Source organism: Algoriphagus oliviformis, from assembly GCF_017254915.1.
Taxonomy (GTDB): Bacteria; Bacteroidota; Bacteroidia; order Cytophagales; family Cyclobacteriaceae; genus Algoriphagus; species Algoriphagus oliviformis.
The window spans coordinates 22,089-44,040 of the sequence record NZ_JAFKCT010000008.1 but is presented as its reverse complement, the minus strand read 5'-3'; the positions used below and the strand labels follow the sequence as shown (position 1 = coordinate 44,040).

The 21,952-nt window shown below is 54.1% G+C and carries 17 protein-coding genes; 14 read left to right on the top strand and 3 right to left on the bottom strand.

Annotated features, from left to right (window positions below):
- Nucleotides 1-144: 144 nt before the first annotated feature.
- The 9 genes from J0A68_RS16845 (at nucleotide 145) to J0A68_RS16805 (ending at nucleotide 11,859) form a co-directional block, all read left to right on the top strand.
- The gene (locus J0A68_RS16845) at nucleotides 145-1,032 is read left to right on the top strand and encodes an aldo/keto reductase (RefSeq protein ID WP_206579405.1); all 888 of its coding nucleotides are present in this window, start codon (nucleotides 145-147) and stop codon (nucleotides 1,030-1,032) included.
- A gap of 65 nt (nucleotides 1,033-1,097) precedes the next feature.
- On the top strand, nucleotides 1,098-3,251 hold the full coding sequence (locus tag J0A68_RS16840) for an acylase (protein ID WP_206579404.1): 2,154 nt from the start codon (nucleotides 1,098-1,100) through the stop codon (nucleotides 3,249-3,251).
- Between the two features lie 99 nt (nucleotides 3,252-3,350).
- The gene (locus tag J0A68_RS16835; RefSeq protein ID WP_206579403.1) at nucleotides 3,351-5,357 is read left to right on the top strand and encodes a glycogen debranching protein; all 2,007 of its coding nucleotides are present in this window, start codon (nucleotides 3,351-3,353) and stop codon (nucleotides 5,355-5,357) included.
- A gap of 255 nt (nucleotides 5,358-5,612) precedes the next feature.
- Nucleotides 5,613-6,965, top strand: a complete 1,353-nt coding sequence (locus tag J0A68_RS16830) for an anaerobic C4-dicarboxylate transporter family protein (protein WP_206579402.1) — start codon at nucleotides 5,613-5,615, stop codon at nucleotides 6,963-6,965.
- A 45-nt stretch (nucleotides 6,966-7,010) separates the two neighbouring features.
- Nucleotides 7,011-8,063 (top strand): asparaginase, encoded by a 1,053-nt coding sequence (locus tag J0A68_RS16825; RefSeq protein ID WP_236025642.1) that lies wholly within the window; start codon nucleotides 7,011-7,013, stop codon nucleotides 8,061-8,063.
- An 84-nt stretch (nucleotides 8,064-8,147) separates the two neighbouring features.
- Nucleotides 8,148-9,611: an aspartate ammonia-lyase gene (locus J0A68_RS16820; RefSeq protein ID WP_236025641.1), complete on the top strand. Its 1,464-nt coding sequence runs from the start codon at nucleotides 8,148-8,150 to the stop codon at nucleotides 9,609-9,611.
- A 45-nt stretch (nucleotides 9,612-9,656) separates the two neighbouring features.
- Nucleotides 9,657-10,868 carry a porin gene (locus J0A68_RS16815; RefSeq protein ID WP_206579400.1) on the top strand — a complete coding sequence of 404 codons (1,212 nt, stop codon included), beginning with the start codon at nucleotides 9,657-9,659 and terminating at the stop codon, nucleotides 10,866-10,868.
- Between the two features lie 95 nt (nucleotides 10,869-10,963).
- Nucleotides 10,964-11,293, top strand: a complete 330-nt coding sequence (locus tag J0A68_RS16810; RefSeq protein WP_206579399.1) for a hypothetical protein — start codon at nucleotides 10,964-10,966, stop codon at nucleotides 11,291-11,293.
- Nucleotides 11,294-11,304: 11 nt separating this feature from the next.
- Nucleotides 11,305-11,859: a TetR/AcrR family transcriptional regulator gene (locus J0A68_RS16805; RefSeq protein ID WP_206579398.1), complete on the top strand. Its 555-nt coding sequence runs from the start codon at nucleotides 11,305-11,307 to the stop codon at nucleotides 11,857-11,859.
- A 14-nt stretch (nucleotides 11,860-11,873) separates the two neighbouring features.
- Here the strand turns inward: J0A68_RS16805 and J0A68_RS16800 are convergent, their stop codons facing one another.
- Nucleotides 11,874-12,941: a hypothetical protein gene (locus tag J0A68_RS16800; protein ID WP_206579397.1), complete on the bottom strand. Its 1,068-nt coding sequence runs from the start codon at nucleotides 12,939-12,941 to the stop codon at nucleotides 11,874-11,876.
- Between the two features lie 409 nt (nucleotides 12,942-13,350).
- Nucleotides 13,351-15,198 (bottom strand): AsmA family protein, encoded by a 1,848-nt coding sequence (locus J0A68_RS16795; protein ID WP_206579396.1) that lies wholly within the window; start codon nucleotides 15,196-15,198, stop codon nucleotides 13,351-13,353.
- A 277-nt stretch (nucleotides 15,199-15,475) separates the two neighbouring features.
- On the opposite strand from J0A68_RS16795, the gene J0A68_RS16790 reads away from it, so the two are divergent.
- The 5 genes from J0A68_RS16790 (at nucleotide 15,476) to J0A68_RS16770 (ending at nucleotide 21,107) form a co-directional block, all read left to right on the top strand.
- The gene (locus J0A68_RS16790) at nucleotides 15,476-16,183 is read left to right on the top strand and encodes an outer membrane beta-barrel protein (RefSeq protein ID WP_206579395.1); all 708 of its coding nucleotides are present in this window, start codon (nucleotides 15,476-15,478) and stop codon (nucleotides 16,181-16,183) included.
- A 76-nt stretch (nucleotides 16,184-16,259) separates the two neighbouring features.
- Nucleotides 16,260-16,772, top strand: coding sequence for a GNAT family N-acetyltransferase (locus J0A68_RS16785; RefSeq protein ID WP_206579394.1), 513 nt, complete (start codon nucleotides 16,260-16,262; stop codon nucleotides 16,770-16,772).
- A 165-nt stretch (nucleotides 16,773-16,937) separates the two neighbouring features.
- Nucleotides 16,938-17,819: a sugar phosphate isomerase/epimerase family protein gene (locus tag J0A68_RS16780; RefSeq protein WP_206579393.1), complete on the top strand. Its 882-nt coding sequence runs from the start codon at nucleotides 16,938-16,940 to the stop codon at nucleotides 17,817-17,819.
- 118 nt (nucleotides 17,820-17,937) lie between these two features.
- The gene (locus tag J0A68_RS16775) at nucleotides 17,938-19,023 is read left to right on the top strand and encodes a DUF6807 domain-containing protein (RefSeq protein WP_236025640.1); all 1,086 of its coding nucleotides are present in this window, start codon (nucleotides 17,938-17,940) and stop codon (nucleotides 19,021-19,023) included.
- A 446-nt stretch (nucleotides 19,024-19,469) separates the two neighbouring features.
- A complete protein-coding gene (locus J0A68_RS16770) occupies nucleotides 19,470-21,107 on the top strand; it encodes an FAD-dependent oxidoreductase (RefSeq protein WP_206579392.1) in 1,638 nt (545 codons plus the stop codon).
- Here J0A68_RS16770 and J0A68_RS16765 read toward each other — a convergent pair.
- The gene (locus J0A68_RS16765; RefSeq protein WP_206579391.1) at nucleotides 21,104-21,838 is read right to left on the bottom strand and encodes an ankyrin repeat domain-containing protein; all 735 of its coding nucleotides are present in this window, start codon (nucleotides 21,836-21,838) and stop codon (nucleotides 21,104-21,106) included. The genes J0A68_RS16770 and J0A68_RS16765 overlap by 4 nt on opposite strands.
- Nucleotides 21,839-21,952 lie beyond the last annotated feature (114 nt).

Genomic DNA, 21,952 nt, shown 5'->3' with positions numbered 1-21,952 from the left:
AGGTTTTAGGCGATCCAAAAATAGAGATAATAGCAGGAATACATTACTGAATTCTCAATTTTGAAACCGAAATTAGAAAGCCAAGCCGAGAAATATCCATTAAGAAATTGGGCCTCGGACGGTTGGATATTTAACCTAAAAACAATGTCGGATTCTTCAGATTTGGGATTCCACGCTTCTCCATCGATTGCGCTGGGCTGCATGTCCCTGCCCGAGGCTTTTTCCGAGGCGGAAAAAGTCGTCCATCGCGCGATAGATTCGGGACTGCGCTATTTTGACACCGCTGACCTGTACCAAAAAGGCAAAAATGAGGAAAACCTCGGTCGAGCAATCCGGGGCAGGCGCGAGAACCTCTATGTCGCTTCCAAGGTCGGCAACCAGTGGAACCCCGACGGAAAGAGCTGGTCTTGGAATCCCCGCAAAGCCTATCTTCTCCCTGCGGTGGAGGCAAGCCTAAAGCGGCTCCGAATCGACCACCTGGACCTTTGTCAGCTCCACGGCGGCACGCTGGAAGATCCTTGGGACGAGGTTTTTGAGGCCTTTGGGCGGCTCAGGGAGCAGGGGAAGATCCGCGGTTTTGGCATTTCCTCCATCCGGCCCAACGTGATCCGAAAGGTCATGGGGATGAATCCCCCGGCGACGATCATGATGCAATACAGCCCGCTCGACCGCAGGCCGGAGGAGTCGGTTTTTCCGCTTTTGGAGCAGAGCGGCACGCGGGTCTTGGTGCGGGGGGCTTTTGCCAAAGGCATCCTGATCGACAAGCCCGTGGTGGGTTTTCTGGATTTTCCTGCGGAAAAAGTCGCCGAAATCAAGGCTGAAATCGCAGCGAGCGGCTTTTCCCCCGAGGCGGTCTTGATCCGTTTTGGCTTAATCGAAAAGGCGGTAGCTTCCCTGGTAATCGGTGCGAGCAGCGTGGCCCAAGTACAAAAACTCCGTGCGGGTCTAGAGGAGAGCGAAGCGGTACCGGATGATTTGATCCTGAGGCTAAAGGAAAAACTCCCGAAAAACCAGTACCAAGACCATCGGTAAGATTGCCTTTGCCGATATTTTGGGAATCGCTTACTTTCCGTCACCAACCTTAGCCCCCCTCCGTCATGCTGAAGCGAATTGTATTCCTGATTGCCCTCCTTGCTTTTTTCTCCTGCCAAAAAGAAAACACGAGCGATGAACTCGGACGCTGGGAGGCGCAGGCTGAGCGGGTGGAGATCATCCGGGACGATTTTGGTGTGCCGCATATCTATGGAAAAAGCGACGCTGATGCGGTCTTTGGGCTGCTCTATGCCCAGTGCGAGGACGATTTCAGAAGGGTGGAGCGCAACTACGTCTGGGCCATTGGTCGACTTGCCGAACTGGAAGGGGAGGAGGCGCTGTACTCTGACCTCCGCGCCAACCTCTACATGACCGAGGCGGAGGCCAAAGCGGCCTACGAAACTGCGCCGGACTGGCTGAAGGAGCTCTGTGTCGCCTTCGCTGACGGCATTAACTATTATTTGCACACACATCCCGAAGCAAATCCTCAGGTAATCACCCGATATGAGCCCTGGATGCCGATGTTTTTCTTCGAGGGTTCGATTGGAGGGGATATAGAAAGTATCTCAACTGCACGCTTGCAGGCTTTTTACGAACAAGATGCCGTCTTGGCTTGGAATGAACCTGCAGATATTTTGGCGGAACCGCAGGGCTCCAACGGGATCGCCATCGCACCCAGTCTGTCTGAGTCGGGCAATGCTATGCTGCTGATCAATCCGCATACTTCCTTTTACTTCCGCCCCGAGGTCCATGTCGTCAGCGAGGAAGGCCTGAATGTCTATGGAGCAGTCACTTGGGGGCAGTTTTTCGTGTACCAAGGCTTCAACGAGAAGACCGGCTGGATTCATACCTCAACTTTTGTGGATTTCAAGGATGAATTTGAAGAGGAAATAGTGGAGTCTGACGGCAAAATCCAGTACAAATACGGAGAGGAACTTCGTGACGTGCAGCAGCAGACGGTCACGTTGAAATACAAGTCTGGTGAGGAATTGAGGGAAAAAGAATTTACTTTCTATCGGACACACCACGGTCCGATCACGCACAAGTCTGGGACGAAGTGGGTCGCGACCAAAATCAACTGGGATCCGGTCAACGCGCTTTCGCAAAGCTACCGCCGCACGAAGCTGGCCAACTACGCGGAGTTTAAGGACATGATGAACATCCGGACCAACTCGTCAAACAATACCGTCTTTGCGGACGGAGATGGAAATATCGCCTACTTCCACGGCAATTTTATCCCCAAGCGAAACCCGGAATTTGACTTCTCCAAGCCTGTAGATGGCAGCAATCCCGCCACCGACTGGCAGGGCCTGCATACGGTGGACGAGAGCATCCTCATCCTCAATCCCGAAAACGGCTGGATTCAAAACTGCAATTCCACGCCTTTTACCGCTGCCGGAGACTTTAGTCCCAAAAGGGAGGATTTTCCGCCCTATATGGCTCCGGATGCTGAAAATTTCCGTGCGGTACATGCGGTCAAAGTGCTCAAAGGGGCCGAAAAGCTCAATCTGGACAGCTTCATCGAGCTCGCCTACGATCCCTATCTTCCGGCGTTTGAATACCTGATTCCAGAGCTGCTCGCAGCGATGGGAGCGGTGCAGGATGGGGAACAAAAGCAGGTGCTGGAGCTGCTGAAGGCCTGGGACTACCGTACCTCCAAGGAGTCCGTGGCGATGACTGTGGCGCATTTTTACGGGGAAAACTACCAGCGGGCTTTCCGCAGCGCCGCGCGGTTTGTGAATGAAATGCCAACCGCCAAGGTGCCCAACCAAGCTGAAATCCGGGAGGTTTTTGGGAAGACCATCGCCCAGCTGAATGCCGACTTAGGGACTTGGAATAAGCCCTGGGGCGAGGTCAACCGATTTCAGAGGCTGAGCGGAGCCATTGACGCTGGGTTTGACGACGACCAGCCGTATGTACCGATTGGCTTGGCTTCCGGCAACTGGGGCGCGCTGGCTGCCTACGGTGCAAGAGCGGGAGAAAACACCAAAAACCTCTACGGCTACCGAGGCAACAGTTTTGTGGCCGTGGTGGAGTTTGGCGAGCGGGTCAGGGCCAAGAGCCTACTAGCAGGGGGACAAAGCGGCGATCCCACTTCCCCCCACTTCTTTGACCAGGCGCAGCGCTATGCAGACGTGCAGTTTAAGGAAGTGGCCTTTTACCGCGAGGATGTGGAGATAAGGGGCCTGGAACACTATCGCCCCGGCTCGGCCCGGTAGGTTTGGTTTGGGGCTGGACATGATTCAGCTTGCCGACTGATTAATGTCAGGGAAGGGGTGGGGAATGCGGATTATCTTGGATACATACTTTCCGAGACCATGGCGCATCTTCATCCCGGGCACAGCTTTCCCATCGGGGCTTCCTACAGTCCGGAGGGAGTAAATTTTTCCTTGTTTTCGAAGCATGCCGAGCGGGTGGACTTGCTTTTTTTCCAAAACAGAGAAGACTCCGAACCTGCCTCCATCATCCGGCTGGATCCCAGAGCCAACCGTACTTACCACTATTGGCATGTGTTCGTGCCGGATATCCGACCGGGCCAGTACTATGCCTATCGGGTTTTTGGGCCAATGGAGCCACATCAGGGGATGCGCTTTGACCCTTTCAAAGTCCTACTCGATCCGTATGCCTATGCGGTCGCTTTCTCGGATACTTGTCCCAAATCCGTCGTAGTCGATCTGGACGCTTACGACTGGGAAGGAGACCTGCCGCTGTGTCGGCCCTTTGCCCAGACCATCATCTATGAGATGCATGTGTCGGGCTTTACCAAAAATCCCAATTCAGGACTCACTGCACAGCTGCGGGGTACCTATGCGGGCATGGTAGAGAAAATCCCTTACCTTGTGGAGCTGGGCATCACGGCCGTGGAGCTGATGCCGGTTTTTCAGTTTGATCCGAAGACGGAGGATGGTCGAATCAACTACTGGGGATACAATCCGGTGGGATTTTTTGCCGTGCATGAGGACTACTCCAGCAGGAAAGATCCGGTTGCGGCACTCGATGAGTTTAGGGATTTGGTGAAAGCCCTACATCGCGCGGGTATCGAGGTGATCCTGGACGTGGTCTACAACCATACCGCCGAGGGAGGGGAGGGTGGGCCGACCTATTCGTTCAGGGGGATTGACAATCTGACGTACTACGCCCTGGAGGAGGACAAATCCAACTACAGCAACTATTCCGGCTGTGGGAACAGTCTGAATGCCAACAATCCCATCGTCCGCCGCATGATCTTGGACAGCCTTCGCTTTTGGGTGAAGCACATGCATGTGGACGGATTTCGTTTTGATCTGGCCTCCATCCTGTCGCGGGATGAAAAGGGGCGTACCATCGAAAATCCGCCCATCCTTTGGGATATCGAGTCTGATCCGGTCCTTGCGGGTACCAAGCTCATCGCCGAAGCTTGGGATGCTGCGGGGCTCTACCAAGTCGGGACTTTCGTGGGCGATAGCTGGAAAGAATGGAACGGCCGCTTCCGTGACGACGTGCGGGGCTTTTTGAGGGGAGACATGGGGATGGTCAAAGCCTTTATCAGCCGGATGATCGGCAGCCCGGACATATTTGCCGACCAGGATCGGGAGCCTGAGCAAAGCATCAACTTCATCACCTGCCACGATGGCTTTACCATGTATGATCTGGTCAGCTACAGCCACAAGCACAATGAACTCAATGGCGAGGGAAACCAGGATGGAGCCAATGAAAACCTGAGCTGGAACTGTGGAATAGAGGGGCCGAGCAAGGATCTCGGGATCGAGTTTTTGAGGGAAAAGCAGATGCGGAATTTTTTTACCGCCGTGCTGCTGGCTGTGGGCGCGCCGATGATTTCCATGGGGGATGAGGTGAAGCGTACGCAGCTGGGCAACAACAACCCTTATTGCCAAGACAACGAACTCAGTTGGTTTGACTGGGATTTGGTGGAGCGAAATCAGGGCTTGCTACGCTTCGTGAAGCTGCTCGTTTCCCAGCGTCTGCGTCGGGATGCCAGTCAGGAGGAGAACGCCATGAGTCTGAAGGAGCTGCTGGATATGGGACGGGTGACCTACCATGGCGTGAAGCTGCATTCGACCGACTGGTCGGATGACTCCCATGCGCTGGCCTTCAGTGTGGAGTCCATCACCCAGACCGTTTCCATGCACATCATGATCAACGCCTATACCGAGACGCTGGAGTTTGAGATTCCCAAGTCCAGCCGGCCGGAGGCGGGGTGGAGGCAGTGGATGGATACAGGCAAGGCCTCTCCCCAAGACATCTACGACTGGGGTAAGGGGCCAGAGTACAGTGCCGCCACCTTTGCGGTGGAGGCGCATTCCATCGTGGTGTTGGTGGCATAGACGCTTGCCGGGTCAGTTCGGGTTCTGCATTTTCCAGCCTTTCAAAAGCCGATTTCTTTTCGCAAAAGCCCAGAGTACCCTTTTGGGAGCTGAGAAACTATATGTTTTTGACTGACTTTTATCAGCCGTTTTTTTTCGGGATTTGGAGACTTTTCAAATAGTATTGAAGGGGTTTTTAGGTGGATTGAAAATGTTTTTTCGTCTACCAAACGACCTCGATAGTCAGTGGTTTTACCGGTTGGATCAGTTAGCCTTATGATATTTTTACAATTGGCCGTCGTGCTAGTCTGCATTTTCGTCGGAGCGCGCATGTCGGGGATCGGTCTGGGAGTCATGGGAATGATAGGCTTGTTGGTCATGATTTTCGGCTTTGGGCTAGTGCCTTCAGACCCTCCATTGGAAGTGATGCTGATCATCATGAGCGTGGTGACGGCCGCAGCAGCCCTGCAGGCCGCGGGAGGCATGGACTATCTGGTGCAGGTCGCTGGCAATATCCTCCGCAGCAATCCCCGGCAGATCACCATCCTTGGCCCACTGATCACCTACGCATTTGTACTCTTTGCGGGCACCGCGCATATCTCGTATTCCATCATGCCCATCATCGCCGAAGTGGCGATCAAAAACCGCATCCGTCCCGAGCGGGCGATGAGCATGAGTGTGATCGGGGCCTACATGGCTATCACCGCCAGTCCGGTGTCCGCAGCTGCGGCGGCGATGCTGACGGTCCTGACGGCGACAGGACTTCGGCTCTTTGACATCCTGATGGTCGCCATCCCTGCCACGCTGGTCGGGATGTTTGCCGGGATTTTGTTTGTGTGGAAGCGGGGAAAAGAGCTCAGCGAGGATCCCGAGTTTCTGGAGCGGATGAAAGACCCGGCTTTTGTGAAAAACCTGGAAGGCAAAAAGCCCGAATCGGCGGGTGGCATTGCTCCCGGCGCGGTCAAGTCCGTAGTCATTTTCTCGCTCGCTGTCGCCTCGGTTGTGGTGTTTGGATCGTTTCCCCAGCTGCTGCCGGACTTTGGCAACAGTCCTGATTTCCACCCTGGCTTTGCGGTGAGCGAGGCGGGACACTTGCTCATGCCCTCCATGATCATGATTATCATGTTGGCGGCTACGGGGCTGATCATCCTTTTTGCCAATACCACGGCGGGGAAAGTGACCAAAGCCAGTCTCTTTTCCTCTGCCGGTCAGGCTACTATCGCGGTGTTCGGAGTGGTGTGGATGAGCAGCACTTTCATGGACAATAATTTTGAGGCCATCCAGGGCACCTTGGGAGAGCTGGTGGCCTCCTATCCCTGGTCTTTTGCCATTGCGCTGTTTGTGCTGAGCATGCTCCTCTATAGCCAGGCTTCTACTGCCAAGGCGCTCATGCCCTTGGGACTGTCACTGGGATTGCCGCCTGCCTACCTCATCGGGATTTTTCCGGCGGTCAACGGGCATTTCTTTATTCCCGGCTACCCCACGCTGCTGATGGCCATCGAGTTTGACCGCACTGGGACCACTCGGATCGGGAAATATGTGCTCAACCACAGCTTTATGCTGCCGGGCTTGGTGACGACCCTTGTGGCCGTGATCGCCGGGCTGCTGCTTCAGTCAGTTTTACTTTAATCTACTCCATACCTCACGCATACCTAAATCCAAAACCCATAAACCATGAAAAAGCTACTTTCCACTTTGCTAGTTCTGGGCCTAGCCTGCCAGGTCTGGGCTCAGGCCGACTTGCCCCGGGTGATCATCCTGGCCACAGGCGGCACGATAGCGGGGGCGGGCGCTTCCGCTGACCGAGCCGGCTACACTGCCGGGAAAATCCCCATCGATGACCTGATCGGTACCATTCCCTCCGTCAAGAAAATCGCCAATATCAGCGGCGAGCAGATTGCCTCCGTGGGAAGCCAGGACATGACCATCGAGATCTGGAAAAAGCTGGCCATCCGGGCGAATGAGATTTTTGCCAACAACGAAGCGGACGCCATTGTGGTCACACATGGAACTGACACCCAGGAGGAGACGGCGTATTTTCTCGATTTGGTCATCCCCTCCGACAAGCCGGTCGTCCTGACCGGTTCCATGCGTCCAGCCACCGCCATCAGCGCTGACGGCCCCAAAAACCTCTATGACGCCATCACCGTGGCAATCCATCCCGATACCAAAGGAAGAGGGGTTTTGGTCAGCTTCAACGAGGGGATCTTTGACGCCCGCGAGGTGATGAAGATGAGCACCACCAAGACCAACGCTTTTGACTCCCCCAATACCGGCGCTGTGGGGCAGGCCTATGATGGTCGGGTGGAATACTACTCCAACTCCGTGAGGGAAGTAAATCCTCCCAAACCGATCGTGCTGACTGCCGATACCAAGCTGCCGCGTGTGGACATCGTGTACATGTATGCCGATGCGCCTGCTGACCAGATCGACTTCCTGATCAGCAAGAAGGTGGATGGCCTCGTGATCGCTGGCGTGGGCAACGGAAACTTCAACAAAGCCTATATGGATGCGGTGAAAAGAGCTGTTGCCGCCGGGATCATCGTATGCCGTGCCAGCCGCGCTCCCTCCGGCAGGGTGGTACTCCATGACGAGATCAATGATGAGGAGCTCGGTACCATTGTATCCGATGACCTGACACCCCAAAAGGCCCGTGTGCTGCTCATGCTGGCGCTCACCCGGTCCAAGGATAAAAAGCAACTCCAGGAAGCGTTTTTCACCTATTGATCAGTCGTTCTGCCGAGGGTGGTGAGATTTTGACAATTCCCAGCCAAGGCTGATCCGCCTGTTCATTTGACTAAACCAAGCATGATGAAAACGACAAAAACATGGGGACTGTTGCTCGCTTTGCTGTTTGCCACCGCTGTGGTGGCAGAGGCGCAGCAGACCCGTACAGAGCATGACCTTCTCGGGGACAAGGAGATCCCCGCCGACGCCTACTACGGCGTGCAGACCGCCCGGGCACTCGAAAACTTTCCCGTCAGTGGGATCAAGACCAATTTCTACCCAGACTACGTCAAAGCCTATGCAATGGTCAAGCTCGCGGCGGCCCGCGCCAACGCGGAAGACGGGAGGCTGAGCCAGGAAAAGCTGGGGATGATCGAAAAGGCCTGCCAAGCCGTCATCGACGGAAAGTACCATGACTATTTCCTCGTGGACCTCTATCAGGGCGGTGCGGGTACTTCCGCCAACATGAACGCCAACGAGGTGATCGCCAACATCGCCCTGGAGATGGGGGGATATGAAAAAGGACGCTACGACATCATCGAGCCCCATGATGACCTCAATATGGGCCAGTCGACCAATGACGTCTATCCCACCGCGATCAAAGTGGCCCTTTTGCTTCATAATGACAAGCTCGTCGCCGAGCTGGAGAAGCTTTCCAAGTCCTTCCATGCCAAGGGGGAGGAGTTTAAGCACATCCTGAAAATGGGCCGTACCGAGGGACAAGACGCCGTGCCGATGACTTTGGGGCAGGAGTTTCACGCCTTTGGCAACCAGCTGGATGCGGAGATCGCAAGTCTGCGTGATTTGGAAAAATACCTCTACGAGCAAAACATGGGAGCGACAGCCATCGGGACGGGGATCACGGCCTCGCCGGGGTATGCGGAGCACTGTGCCGAGCACTTGGCCAAAATCACCGGGAAACCCATGTTCCTCAGCAAGGATCTGATTGCCGCCACGAGCAGCCAGCAGGGTTTTGTGATGTATTCTTCGGCTTTGAAAAGCGTCGCCGTCACCCTGTCCAAGATCAGTGGGGACTTGATCTTCTTAGCCTCTGGGCCGAGGACGGGGATTTTTGAAATCAACTTGCCAGCCTTGCAGCCCGGCTCTTCGATCATGCCCGGTAAAGTAAATCCAGTGATGCCTGAGCTGATGAACCTGGTGACTTTCAAGGTGATGGGCAATGACCTGACCGTCACCTTGGCGGCGCATTCCGGCCTGCTCCAGCTCAATGCCTACGAACCCGTGGAGGCGGTAGCCATCATGGAGTCCCAGGGCTTGCTGTTCAAGACCTTGCCGCTCTTTCGCACCCAGTGCATCGACGGCATCACGGCTAATGAGGACGTCACCACCCGATACATCGAGCGAAGCGTGGGCATCGTGACCGCCTTAAACCCGGTCTTGGGCTATGACAAAACCACCGAATTGGCGAAGGAAGCCCTCGAATCCGGGAAGGGGATCATTGAGCTGATCCGGGAGAAGAAGCTCCTGACTGAGGAGCAGATCAAGAAGCTGCTGGATCCTGAAGCCCTCACTGGGCAAAAGGAGTGATCCGGTCACGTATTCGAGTTTTTATCATTCAGAAATGATATCCCCATGAAATCAGCAATCAAAACAAGATGGATCGTGCTGCTGCTCCTGCTGCCCACCGCAGTGTGGGCACAAAAGCAGGAGCGGCAGGTGGGCGACACGACCTACTACAAGACCCTGATACCGGAGGCCAAGCAAGGCCTGCTCAAGGACGTCAGCATGATCGCCAACATGAACTTTGCGTTCAGAAACGAATTTGTCGATGGGGAGTACATGCAGTCGAGGTTTAGAAACGAGCAATTTCGTTTGGAAATCAGGGGGCAGGTACACGAAAAGGTGTACTTCCGCTTCCGGGATCGCTACACCCGGGCGCAGACCTCGGAGTCTATTGACAATCTCAGCCGTTCGGTGGATTTGGCCTATATCCGCGTGGATCTGAGCGACAAGTGGAGCGCCTCCATAGGAAAGATGTGTGCCGACTGGGGGGCTTGGGAATTTGACTGGAACCCCATCGACATCTATGAGTACTCCGATATCGTGGAGTATGCGGACAACTTCCTGACCGGGGTGGGCTTCACTTATACGCCGAGCTCCAAAAACCAGTGGACCTTCCAGGTGCTGGACTCCAGGACCAAGAGCTTTGAGGAGCTCTACGGACAGCAACCGAACTTCTCGGAGTCCAAGGCTCCTTTGGCCTTTGTGGCCAACTGGAGAGGAAGTCTGTTTGACGGCAAAGTGAAAACCATCTGGTCCTACTCCCTTTTCAACGAGGCACAGGATATGACCGGCAAGGGGGCCAACATGAACTACATCGCCTTGGGAAATGAGTTTAACTTCAACAAGTTCAGATTCATCTACGATTTCAAATGGAGTGATGAGGAGCTCGACCGTACCGGGATCGTGAGCGAGACCATCCCCAACGATCTCTATGACTATGCCGTAGGCAATACCCTGTACATTGGCCATTGGGTAAACTTCCGCTATGTGGTGAGCCCCAAAGTCCACCTCACTTTCGTGGGAATGCTGGACATTGCCAATTGGAAAAACAGCTTCAACGACCCCGAGAACACCACCGGGGAGGAGCATATCCGCAATGCTTGGGGCTTCATCCCGGCCGTGGAGTACTTTCCTTGGGATGACTTGAACCTGAAGTTTTTCGCCAACTGGGTGGGACGCAGCTACGACTATTCCGACTACGCCCAAGCCCGGTTTGGCGCTCAAAACTACAGCACCGGCCGCTTCACCGTCGGGTTTATTTCTCCTCTGGGTATCCTGTAGTTTCGATAGACATGCTTCGCCTTCAGGGAGACTTTTGGCCAAAAAAAGTGGCTTTTCGCACCTTGGGTAGCCAATCCATTAGACCGTCAAGACCGATGCTGGCATGGGTCTTGGCGGTGTTTTTTTTCGGGTTGGGCAAAAGCTTAGCCCAGGATACGACTGCGGTGGTGATCCCGGACGGGACGATGGGGGAAGTACTGGCGCCCTTTGGCACCTTGGAAAAGGAGAAGTTTCCCAAAAACATCAACATCTTCACCGGTCGCTGGTCTAGCCTTCGGGTAGGGATGGGCTTTCTTTTAGGAGTAGGCAGTTTTTCCAATCCCGCATTCAGCTGGCAATCCTGTAAATCGGTAGGTGTCTTCTTTCTCGGAGGATTCCGTATTTTGCAAAAAGGTATTTTTTTAAATGAATTGTTTGAACACTAGAACTGGTAACCATGGGATCGAAAACAGACAGCTTAGGCAATTGGCTGACTTTGGGGTATGAGCTTTTTTCGGAAGAGGGGCACGAAGGCCTACAGGTAGAGCGCCTTTCGAGGATTTTGGGGAAAAACAAGTCCGGCTTCTACCATTTCTTTGGGGACAAGGACGTGTATCTGGAGCAGCTCATGCAGCTGCACCTGGCCAATGAGGAGAGGCTGATTCCGGAATTTGTGGAGCTGGCCCAGATCGACCGGCGCTTTGTGGAGCTCATGGTCGCGCACAAGCAGACCATCCTCTTTCAGACCCAGCTCGTCAAAAACCGGGATGTGAAGCTTTTTCAGGACACTTTTCAACAGGTTCACCAGATGGTGGAGGCAGCCATCGAGCCGGCCTGGGTGCGCTATCTGGGAATCTCCGAGGAGGTAGCCATGCGGTATTGGAGGCTGATCCGGGATACTTTCTACGCTCGGGTGACTTTGGAGTCCTTCAATCAGGAGTGGGTAGCCGGTTTTGTGAAAGAAGCCAGGTTGATCCTGCATGAGGCCCAAAAGGACTCCACTCCAGATTAATCGCCGCTATCCCCTTACTTCTCCAGCGCCAGACGGTTGATCTCGGAGAGCAGCTTCACTACCCGCTGGTCAAACTGCTGATTGAGCGTGGTGAAGTCATCCCTTCGGATCAGCTTGCCCTGGCTGGTAAAGAAAAAGTTGACCTTTTGTTCCGTGGGGAACATCAGGAAGCGGGTGTTGTTTGCCAGCTGTACGAGCAGGGCCTCTGCGCCAGGGGATTGGGAGGCGACAGTTCTTCCGCTCAGCATGTTTTTTAGGGTGCCGCTGCCGAGGTCTTCGATGCTGATGATCTCCGTCATTCCGATCAGGAGGGGGGGCTTCTTTTTCAGGCGGTTAAAGATCTTCTTGAAAAAGGCCTTTTGCGTGGCATCCTCGGTGGAAACGGAGAGGTTTTTTTCCCGCTGAAACCCATAGTCATGGTAGATGCCAAGCAGGGTCTCGAAGAGGCTGCGGTTTTCGGATTTGGCCTTTTTCGCTGCCAGCACGAGCTGGGAAAGCAGGTAGCCCAGGCTGTCCTTTTGGCCCTTGAGGATGATTTCCTGGTTTTCGGAGACAAAAAGCGTGTCGCCATTGCCAGCCTGCTGGAAGGCCTCCTGCTCCTCCAGGGGAGAGGGGAGGTTGGCCAGCATCTCGATTTGGCCTTGGCCTGCCGCAAAAAGCTTGTCCAGGAGATCCGTGACGAAAATGGATCTTTTGGCATTGAGTGCGCCTTGGTTTTCCAAGAGCAGCCTAGCCAGCAGCAGGGAGATGTGGTGGATGTTTAGCAGGATGAATTTCCCGTCGACAAACTTGCGCACGCCAAGTGTGAACCTGTTGTATTCCGTATCCAGGGCGATGACCAGGTCTGCGCCGGACTGCTCCGCCTCTTCAAACACCGGCTTCAGCTGGAGAAAAGTGAAGGTGTCTTCCAGTCCGCCCAGCGTCTGCGGGATCTTTTGCCAACTGAGATCCACCTCAAGATTGGCAAGTTTGGTTTCGAGCTTTTTCATGGGCTGATCGGAGGAGATCAGCACTTTGAGCCGCTCGATTGTTGCTGCGCTTTGATCTTGGGTTTCCGTTTGTTGTGCAGGGCTACTGGTCATGCTAGGTGTTTCGTTTGTGTTCTTTTTCCCGAAAATCGGGTTGTTTGTTCATTGGTTTTGGCTCTCGTCGCCGAAGCCGTTTTCCGGTTTTGGCCATCTGCCAAGCGTCCGGTTACGCTGCCCGGTCGTCCTGTTTGGAGGTCGCGGAGCGGGCATTTTACTGCGCTGGAAATAAAATCAGGCTTTCGTAGAGGCAAAGCTCCATGGGAGATCGGTTCAAAAAATCAGCGACGGCACATTTCGCCGTGGGTAATTTTATTTCTCCACAAAGGTAAGGAAAAAGACCGAACGGAAGAATATTCCGAAAAAATGGCCTATACCTACAGGAGTCCAGCCACTTGGATTTGGCGGCTTGCCTGCCTTGCTTTTTTCTGAAAGGAAAAGGCAAGAAGGCCAGACTTTCGCCCGCTCAGTTTTTGCCCTTTTCCTCCCGGGCTTCCTTTTTGGCCTCTCTCCGCGTTTCCCGTTTCAGTTGGTTAAACTCCTTTCTGTTTTCCTTGGACATGATCATCGTTTCCTTCATGCCGTCGAGGATGGATTTGATGATGATGTTGACGAAGCCTTTGTTCATGTCCCGCTCTGCGGTGAAGCGGACGGAGCGCTCTGGAGCGGTGTCGGAGATCGGGTTTTTGGAGATCAGTACCGTGTTTGCCCCAAAGGTCACCAGGGAGCTTTTCCATTGCGCCTGCTCCTTGAGCTGGAGATCGACCTCCAGGTCGTGGTAGAGAAACTTGAGGGTGCCCGTCGCCGAAGCCTTGGTCGCCAATCCGGAAAAGGTCACCTCATCGGCCGTGCCGTTGCGGATTTCGGCGGGAGAATAGGCCTTGATGATGGGATTCAGGTGGGTGAGGTCAAAGGTAGCCAGCCGCCCGTCAAACACGAATTCAGGCTTCAGATAGCTGAAGCGGAGGCTGAGGGTAGTTTCCACCCGCTCGGCGAGATAGGCCTTTGCCTGCACGTGAAGCTCCTCCTCGGGAGCCAGGTTGGTGATGTTTTTGATCTCGGCGGTTCCGTTGGAGATATGGATTTTGGCGGTGGTCCCGTCGGGCTTCTTTTCCTCGTTGGTCAGGTTTATCTGGGTGGCTTTGACGGATTTGATGCGCAGGGGATTTTCGATCTTGGCGATGCTTTGGCCTAGGTAGTCGGGAAAGCGCTGGAGGTCTTTGGGCTTGGTGTTGTCTTTGTACACCGCCGCAGACACCGAGTCCAGTACCACCTCCTCGATGAAGACCTTGTCGGCGTACATCAGGGAGTCAAAGTCCACTCCGAGCATGGCCAGGGAGGCCACCGTGCCGGAAAAGTGCGCCGTTTGGAATCGGTAGTTTTTCTGGACTTCCGCATTGGTCTTGTTTGGTTTGAAGCTCAGGCCCTTGAGCAGGATGGAGCGGTCGAGGTAGCCTAGGCTGAACCTCTGCATCTGCAGGTGGAAGGTACTGTCCCGCGTGTGAATGTCAAGGGAGTCAATGCCCGCCTGTACGTCCCGAAACCGGAAAATCAGCGTATCGAGGTTTTTGTGCAAGTTGACCGAGTCAAACATCAGCCGGAAGTCCAGGAATTTCGCGTGCTTGAGCGGCCCTTCGGTGAGGTTTCCGCTGAATTTTTCCAGGGAAATATCCATGTTTTTCAGGCTGATGAGGTCTTCGCCCTCCCGCTGGTCTATGAGCAGATCCAGCAGGGACACACTGAAGTTTTCGATGGTGAAGTCCCGCTTTTTTACCGAGTTGATCACATGGAAAGAGGCGTCGATCAGCTCAAATTCCTTCAGAAAGTAAGAGTCCAGCGTTCTCTTTTTCCCGGCTTCCTCCGAGGCCTTGGACGGCTTGAAGGGAAAAAGAATGGGGTTGGAGCCATTCACGTCCATCTCTACCCTGGGCTTTTTGATGGAGATGCGGTCGAGCATCAGCTCGTGTGATTCGAGCAGGTGTCGGACATCCACGTTTTTCAGGATCAGGCTTTCGGTATGGAGGGTGACGTAGCTGTTGATGTAGGGATAGTCTGCGCTTTTCTTGGGTTCAAAGGATACATTGAATACGCTGATGTCGCCCTGAAGGGGATTCAGTCGGAGGTTTTCGAACTTGAGCGTGTACACCTCGGATATCAGGCTGGACTCAAAGGACTTGTTGAGCGCCGAAGAGATAAGCTTGTTGAAGTTGAGGTACAGGAGCAGTCCGGCGCCCAATGCCAGGGATCCAAATGCCAAAAGGATTTTTTTGGCCAGAGACCATTTCTTTTTTGGGGGCAGGGATGCTGGAGTCATGGAAAAGGGCGCGCTGGTCAGGCTTTGAATGATTGCGTGGACATTACCGACATTTCCAATTTACGCCAAGAATCCTTGGCTTCTGAATGAAAATAAAAGGGAATCGAAAGTTTGTCGGATTATTTTGAAATTCTGTTTGGAAAGGAGTCGCTCGACGGGCCGACTGATGTGGCTTTGGCTGATCGCTTTCTTTTTTGCGGCCATGAGGCTTGGCGGGACATTGGTAAGACCAAAGGATTCGGCTAACTTAGGGCTTCACGATTTTCTCTTTTTTCCGATGAATAGATTTCTTCTTGTTTTCCTTTTTGTCTTCTTGGTTTCTTTTTCCGCCCAAGCCCAGCTGCTGATCGTGGCGCTTTTTGGGGATCAGCTCAACTCCGGGAAAATCGAGTTTGGCCTGGATGGGGGGTACAACCGGTCCTGGTATCTCGCCAGGAAGGATGCCAAAGGGCTGAACAATTTCAACTTGGGATTCTTTTTCCATATCAAGATGACCGAAAGCAGCACCGGCTTCATCTCCACGGGAGTCCATGTCAAGTCCAACGTCGGTGCGAGCGGGATGCCGACCTATTCCATCGGCGATGCCGATTTTGACGAGGTGTATGCCGAGGGAGAGCTCATCACGAAAGTCAACGTTTTTTATGTGCCCATCATGTGGCAGCAGCGCCTGGGCAAGCTCTACGTCGAGGCGGGGATACAGCCGGGGATGCGCGCCAAGGCCTTTGACTATTTCCGGATCGAGGACTATGGCGGCGACTTGGAGTACCAGCGCGATGTCCGGGACGACTACACCAGATTGGACTTTGGTATGGTCGGGGGATTGGGCTATCGGCTGAAGAAAGGGCCGGTCAGCTCAAGCATAGGCGTGAACTACTACGCCGGGATCGTGGATGTGTACAAGCCCGATACCTACCACCTGAAAAACTCCAGCCTCTACGTCTATGGACGTATTCCCATCGGGGCCGGAGCCAGCAAGGAGAAATAGCGGTCAGCGCGCCCGCGCCAGAGCAGAAAACCTTAGTCCACATCTAGACCACTCACACATGGATGCGAAAATCAGATTGAGCAGAGTCGAATATTGGCAGGAGATTTTGGAACTCTACCAAAGGGCCGCCGCCATCCCCGGGGGCTTGGCTAGGACGCCAAAGGAGATCTCCACGGAGTACGTTCGCGGTTTTCTCAAAAAATCCCATGAATCGGGCATCAGCCTGATTGCTTTTTCGGGGATGCGGATCATTGGGGAAATCCACGCCTACAAGCCGGTGCCCAAGGTGTTTTCCCATGTCCTCTCGGAGTTGACCGTGGTGGTCGATCCGGATTTTAGGGGCAAGGGGATAGGCAAAGCACTTTTTGAGGCTTTTCTGGAGGAACTGCGATCCAAGCGTCCCGACATCCTCCGGGTGGAACTCATCGCCAGGGAAAGCAATTCGAAGGCTATTGCGCTCTACGAATCCTTGGGATTCAGTCGGGAGGGAAAGCTGGAAAAACGGATCGATGCCGGCAAAGGCGTCTTTGAGGCGGATATTCCCATGGCTTGGATCAATCCCGGTTTCAAGTCTTCCAAAAAAGCCTAGCCAACCCCGGTCTCAGGGCCTGTTTTTTTAGACAAATCTTCCCGATCTACTCGTAGAAAGCCTGCCGAGACTAGGTCTCAGCCATATTTTTCACCTAAATCGATTGCGCAGAATTTGTGTTGGCTGGCAGGGATAGGTCGATATTTTATTCCTATTATTAGAGTTATGATAGACAAAGATTTTTCGAGAAGGGATTTTATCCAAAAGAGCCTTGTCGCAGGACTTGGGCTTGCAGCCCTTCCTTGGATGCCGGCCATGGCCGCATCCAAAAAGTCGGGGATGAAGTTTGGCCTGGTGACCTATGAGTGGGCCAAGGACTGGGATCTGCCGACCCTGATCGCCAACTGTGAAAAAACGGGTGTCCTGGGTGTGGAGCTGCGCACGCAGCATGCCCATGCCGTGGAAACTGGCCTCTCCGCTGCCCAGAGAAGTGAGGTGAAAAAGCGCTTTGCCGACAGCCCCGTGACCTGTCTCGGGTATGGCAGCAACTACGAGTACCACAGTCCAGACGCTGCCAAACTCCAGGAAAACATCGCCGGAACCAAGGAATACATCAAGCTTTGCCATGATATCGGGGCGACCGGCATCAAGGTGAAACCCAATACCCTGCCAGAAGGAGTGCCTGCGGAAAAAACGATTGCGCAGATTGCCGCATCTTTCAACGAGGTGGGAAAGTTTGCCCAAGACTACGGGCAGTTGATCCGCGTGGAGGTGCATGGCCACCTGACGCAGAACATCCCCAATATGAAGGCGATCTTTGACCAGGTCACGGAGTCCAACGTGAAGGTCTGCTGGAACTCCAATCCCGAGGATCTGCTTCCCCCTGGCTTGGAGAAAAATTTCCATACGCTCAGCAAATGGTTTGGCGACACCGTCCACGTACGCGAATTCAACGTGGGTGACTATCCCTACGCGGAGCTGATGAAGCTTTTCAACCAGATCAACTACGACGGCTGGATCCTGATGGAAGCCCGCACCAAGCCGGACGACCGCATTGCCGCGCTGAAGGAACAGCTGAAAATTTTCAACGAACTGGTAGCCCAATAGCCCTTCCAAGCGGGTATTCCATACGCTGGGCTGGCCAAAAAACGGAATTTTGCGCTGTGCCGCAGCAAAGCAGAAACGATAAACACCAAAAAAACCAATACTGTTAACACTAGTTTAGATGATCCATTCAAAAAAAAACTGCCTCATGATGGCAGGAGTGCTGATGGCTGCTTCCCTGACTTCCTGCTCCCAGGAAAAGGCTGCCGAAAATAGCGCCGCTACCGAAGAAACCATGAAAGTCTCCCTGGTCAGAGATGACGCAAGCAAAAAAGTGGAAGTCCTCGTCGATGGCGAGCTTTTCACCGCCTATATCTATCCAGACACTATCGCCAAGCCGGTGCTGTATCCCATCCAGTCGGCGGCTGGAAATAGCCTCACCCGAGGCTATCCCCTCGATCCGCGTCCGGGAGAGCGGGTAGACCACCCCCACCACATCGGGCATTGGTTCAACTTTGGCGATGTCAACGGGCTGGACTTTTGGAACAACTCCTCCGCGATACCTGTGGAGAAAAGGGATAAATATGGCAGCATCGTCCATACCGGTATCCAGTCTCTTGGTGAGTCCGGCGAGGAGGCCTCACTGGCCGTGACTGCCGACTGGAATGCCCCTGACGGAAAGACCCTCCTGAAGGAATCCACCCAGTTTACCTTCAAGGCCGACTCCGGCAAGCGTGTGATCGAGCGTATCACCACGCTGACTGCCCAAGACCAGGAGGTGAAGTTCACAGACAACAAAGAAGGCATGTTTGCCATCCGGGTGGCCCGTGAGTTGGAGCATCCCTCCGACAAGCCGGAAATCTTCACCGATGCCAGCGGAATCGCTACTGCTGTGCCTACGCTCAACAATGAGGGGGTGGTAGGAAAATACCGAAGCAGCGAGGGGCTGGAAGGGGATGCCGTCTGGGGTACCCGCGGCAACTGGGTAAACCTGACCGGAGCCGTGAAAGGCGAGCAGGTGGCGCTGGTCATCGTCGACCACCCGAACAATCCCGGCTATCCAACCTACTGGCATGCCAGAGGCTATGGCCTCTTTGCCGCCAATACGTTGGGGCAAAAGGCCCTCAGCGACGGCAAGGACGAACTGAACCTGAGCCTCAAGCCAGGAGAGTCGGTGACCTTCAAGTATGAGATCTTGGTCTATTCCGGTACCCAGCCGGACGACGCTACGATTACAGCGGAAGCGGCAGCCTTCGGGTCGCGCTAAGAGTTTGAAATGGTATCAGGAAAAAGCCGCCGATTGGCGGCTTTTTTCGTCACTGCGAGTGACGCAGGAGTGAAGCAATCTGTCCAGTCTGTTTCCCGCCGGAAAGATTGCTTCAGGGTATTGTAGCTCAAGAAGAGCTCCCATCCGTATGAAACCCTTCGCAATGACGACTTTTCCGTCACTGAACCTACCCGTCATTGCGAGGCACGAAGCAGGCTTTCAATAGCGTATTCCTTTAGTAAGATTGCTTCGTCATCCATTCTCCTTTCGTCGAATGGCTTTCCTCGCAATGACGAGGTCCATCCCTTACAAAGGCGAAGTACCGCTTGCCACTCACTTCTTACAGCTTTTCACCCTTCGGGCTTTTTTTCTCCAGCCCATCGGGCCTGACTTTTTTCAAAAGCCTGAATTCACTAGTTTCCAACACAATAAACCCCTGATGCTCCATGAAAAAGCCTTTGATTTTTTCCCTTCTCATTTTTCTGACTCTTCCGATTTTTGCCCTCGCCCAAAGCTACCAAGCCGACATCATCATCTACGGCGGTACTTCCGCGGCCATCACCGCGGCGGTTCAAGCCAAGAAGATGGGTAAGTCCGTGCTGGTGGTGTCGCCGGATCGCCATCTCGGTGGACTTTCCTCCGGCGGGCTGGGCTACACCGATACCGGCAACAAATCCGTGATCGGAGGGCTGGCGCGGGAATTTTACCACCGACTCTATCTCCACTACGAGCAGGACTCGGCCTGGAAGTGGCAGAAGCGGGAAGAGTATGGCAACAAAGGCCAAGGCACGCCCGCCATCGATGGAGCCAACCGCACGATGTGGATCTTTGAACCCCATGTGGCAGAGCGGGTGTTTGAGGATTTTGTGCGAGAGAATGGACTCGAAATCCATCGAAACGAGTGGCTGGATCGGAAGAGTGGTGTAAAGATGAAGAAGGGTGAAATCACGTCCATACGGACCCTTTCGGGGAAAATCTATTCTGGAAAAGTCTTCATCGATGCCACCTACGAAGGCGATCTTTTGGCCGCGGCTGGCGTGAGCTATCATGTGGGACGGGAGGCCAATTCCGTGTATGGGGAAAAGTGGAACGGCGTGCAGGTAGGGGTGTACCAACACCGACATTATTTCCAGGACTCCATCAGCCCGTACAAGGTTGCCGGCGATCCGTCCAGCGGGCTTTTGCCTGAGATTTCGCCCAATCCTCCGGGGAAAAACGGGCAAGGTGACAAGCTGCTCCAAGCCTACAATTTCCGCATGGCGCTGAGCCGCAATCCCGACAACCGTGTGCCTTTTCCCAAACCAGCCAATTACGATCCCACCCGATATGAGCTTCTCGCTCGGGTTTACCAAGCGGGCTGGACGGAGACCTTTGAGAAGTATGATCCCATCCCAAACCAAAAGACGGATACCAACAACCACGGGCCTTTCAGCACGGACTACATCGGAAAAAACTACGATTATCCCGAGGCGAGCTACGCGCGGCGAAGGGAGATCATCCGTGAGCACGAGGACTACCAAAAAGGCTTGATGTATTTTCTCAGCCATGACCCCGCCGTCCCCGCGGACGTTCGTGCCGAGATGGCCCAGTATGGCCTGGCAAAAGATGAGTTTGTCGACAACGGCAACTGGCCTCACCAGATCTATGTGCGGGAGGCCCGCAGATTGGTTGGCTCCTACGTGATGACCGAGCTCGATGTGTTGGGGGCGAAGGAAGTGCCGCAGCCAGTGGGTATGGGTTCCTACTCGCTGGATTCCCACAATACCCAGCGCTTCGTCACGCCCGGCGGCCATGTCCAAAACGAAGGCGACATCGGCGTGCATCCCAAGCAGCCATACTCGATCTCCTACGGTACGCTGGTTCCCAAAAAGAAAGAATGCAGCAACCTGCTCGTCCCGGTCTGTGTATCGAGTTCGCATACGGCATTTGGTTCGATACGCATGGAGCCGGTCTTCATGATCCTTGGTCAGTCCGCCGCCGCTGCAGCTTCATTGGCGATCGATGGTGATATCGCCGTGCAGGATCTGGACTATGAGGCGCTACGAAAGGTGCTGCTGGAGGAAAAGCAGATTCTGGAGAATTAGCCTTTGAGGTATTTGTTGGGAATATTTGCCGACTGATAGTCGATGCCAAACCGCTTTTTCATCAATTGGGAGACGACTTCGGCGATGACTTCCTCCCGACGGTGCATCTGCGGGAGCAGGCCCATCATGGCATAGCTGATTGGGTTGACTGCGGGGATAAAAGTCTCCCAAGGATAGCCTTTTCCCCAGACCAAGCCCCGAAGCGTGCAGTCCAGATCGGCTCCCTGGTCCAGACAAAAGTCCAGCATTTCCTTGGGTCGGTGGTTGTTTTGGTTCACCGTATGGAAAATGGGCGTCTGCCCGCCGAAGCCCAACTCATCGACCCCGGCTTTGGTATTGATATCCAAACCGGCATCGACCAGCAGTTTTGCGCAAGCGAGATGGTTGAATTCCGCACAGATATGCAGCAGGGAAACTTCCAGAAAAGGCGTGTAGGCGCAGGGAAGGCTGTACTTTCTATGGATTCCCGCGGAATCCTCTCGGATGGCTTTTCCCAAACCTACCGCATCATCCAGCAGTACTGCCTCCAAAATCGGATCCTTGAGCCCGTGCCCTTTTTCCAAAAATACCCGCACACAGTCCTTGAAACGGGCGCCTCGGGTATATTCTCCGATGAGCAGATAGATGAGGGGCTGATCGGGATTTCGCTTCGGTACATCGGATTCCAAACAAGCCCTAATCCCCGCGACGTCGTGGAGTTCAATGGCTGTGTTTAGATCCAGTTTTTCCATAGCTAGTGTTGCATTAAGTGTTATTTGTCGTATGAAGGTCTCGACTCCGCTCGACCTGACAATCCGGTGTCACCTTGACCTCCTGGGTAACGGTAGTTACGAAGCAGAAGGGTC